4 protein-coding genes are annotated in these 1,788 nt (G+C 63.1%); 3 read left to right on the forward strand and 1 reads right to left on the reverse strand.

The features are described 5' to 3' along the window. A partial coding sequence (gene ssb, locus EOA33_RS34630; protein WP_127407644.1) for a single-stranded DNA-binding protein occupies positions 1 to 471 on the reverse strand: 471 nt, incomplete at its 3' end. 209 nt (positions 472 to 680) lie between these two features. On the opposite strand from ssb, the gene EOA33_RS34635 reads away from it, so the two are divergent. The 3 genes from EOA33_RS34635 to EOA33_RS34645 form a co-directional block, all read left to right on the forward strand. Then, entirely contained in the window at positions 681 to 1,070 is a 390-nt protein-coding gene (locus tag EOA33_RS34635; protein WP_245455471.1) for a cupin domain-containing protein, read from the forward strand. A 43-nt stretch (positions 1,071 to 1,113) separates the two neighbouring features. After that, positions 1,114 to 1,428, forward strand: a complete 315-nt coding sequence (locus EOA33_RS34640) for a metalloregulator ArsR/SmtB family transcription factor (protein ID WP_126054750.1) — start codon at positions 1,114 to 1,116, stop codon at positions 1,426 to 1,428. Then, positions 1,425 to 1,788, forward strand: a 364-nt coding sequence (locus tag EOA33_RS34645) for an SRPBCC domain-containing protein (RefSeq protein WP_145989481.1), incomplete at its 3' end; no start/stop codon positions are given. The genes EOA33_RS34640 and EOA33_RS34645, both read left to right, overlap by 4 nt.

Genomic DNA, 1,788 nt, shown 5'->3' on the forward strand with positions numbered 1-1,788 from the left:
GGAGCCGCCACCGCCGCCGCCGCGGCTGAAGCTGTCGTTCGTGCCGGACTGGCCGAAATCCGAGCCGCGGCTGCTGTTGCCGCCACCGGCATAGCTGCCGACCTGACCGCCGCCCTCGCCGCGCGCGTCGAGCATCTGCAACTCACCACGGAATTTCTGCAGCACGACCTCGGTCGTGTAGCGGTCATTGCCGGTCTGGTCCTGCCATTTGCGCGTCTGCAACTGGCCCTCGACATAGACCTTCATGCCCTTCTTCAGATACTGCTCGGCCACCTTGGCGATCTGGTCGTTGAAGATGACGACGTTGTGCCACTCGGTCTTTTCCTTGCGCTCGCCGGAATTCTTGTCGCGCCAGCTTTCCGAGGTGGCGATGCGGATGTTGACGACCGGCTCACCCGAGTTCAGGCGGCGGATTTCCGGGTCCGCCCCGAGATTGCCGACCAGAATGACCTTGTTGATGCTACCCGCCATCGTACTTCTCCGCGCTCATCCGAAACAAATTTTTGACGCCGCACCTTACAGCTTGCGGGCAATCGCCGCCCGTCGTGACTGGCTTTTCCCACAAGGTTTTTGTTCTCTTTTCGTTCTATGATGTGGGCGATGCGCTGTCAATGGTTGTCAGCAGCATGTAGTGTTCCGGCCCGGAATTTCCACGTGATCGGGAACGGATGGGGTGCCAGGTGAAGTCGATCGCACATGGGGACCAGCAGCGCGAGCAATGGCGGGCGGGCGTCGAGACACGCATGCTGGTATCGGCCAGCAACGGCGCGGCGCAACTCTGCATATTCGAACAATGGGTCGAGCCCACGGTCGGCGCCCCGACCCATTGGCATTCGGTCGAGGAGGTGCTCACGGTCGTCGCCGGGATGGCCGAGGTGTGGATCGATGACCAGCACAGCGTCCTGACGTCAGGCCAGTCTCTCATCGTCCCCGCGCACAGGAAACATGGCTTCCGCAACGTCGGCGACGAACCGCTTCACATCCACGCGGTGTTGGCGTCGCCGATCTTCGAGGCCACCTTCGATGGAGCGGCCGGGCTGGTGAGGCGCTGGCTTCCGCAAGGTTCGTAAACAGCGCTTGCCAAATCAATAAGTATCGACTTATGCTTCTGCCATGATTGAGGCAGAGATTTTCCGCGCGCTGGCCGACCCGACACGGCGCGCCGTCTACGAGCGGCTGGTCGCCAGCGAGATGACCGTGTCGGAGCTGCGCATCGGCATGACGGTGTCGCAGCCGGCGGTGTCGCAGCATCTGGCGGTGCTGCGCGGCGCAGGCCTGGTGGTCGAGCGGCGCGCCGGCCGCAATGCCTATTACCGCGCAGCGCCGGAAGGGCTTGAGCCGCTGCTCGGTTGGATCGAGCGCTACCGCGCGTTCTGGCCGGAACGCATCGAGAAACTGAAGACAGTTTTGAAGGGAATGGACCAATGACGGCAACCGAACGTCCTCCTGCCGATGCGTCGCTCAACTTCGAATGCGAGCTTACCGATCCGCCTGAAAAAGTCTGGCGCGCGCTGACCGAAGCGGAATTGCTGGCGGCCTGGATGATGCCGAACGACATCACTCCCGAAGTGGGCAGCCGTTTCGCCTTTGACGGGCCAGAGGCGCCGATCGAGTGCGAAATCCTCGAAGCCGAGCCCGGCAGGCTGCTGCGCTATTCCTGGCGCGAGCGGCCAAGCAAAGGCAATGGCGGACGGCAAGTGCCGCTCGACGGCCGATTGGACAGCATCGTCACCTTCACGCTCGACCCGACGGTTTCCGGCGGCACGCACCTGCGCATCGTCCATGAGG

It is taken from the genome of Mesorhizobium sp. M4A.F.Ca.ET.050.02.1.1 (assembly GCF_003997725.1).
GTDB lineage: Bacteria > Pseudomonadota > Alphaproteobacteria > Rhizobiales > Rhizobiaceae > Mesorhizobium.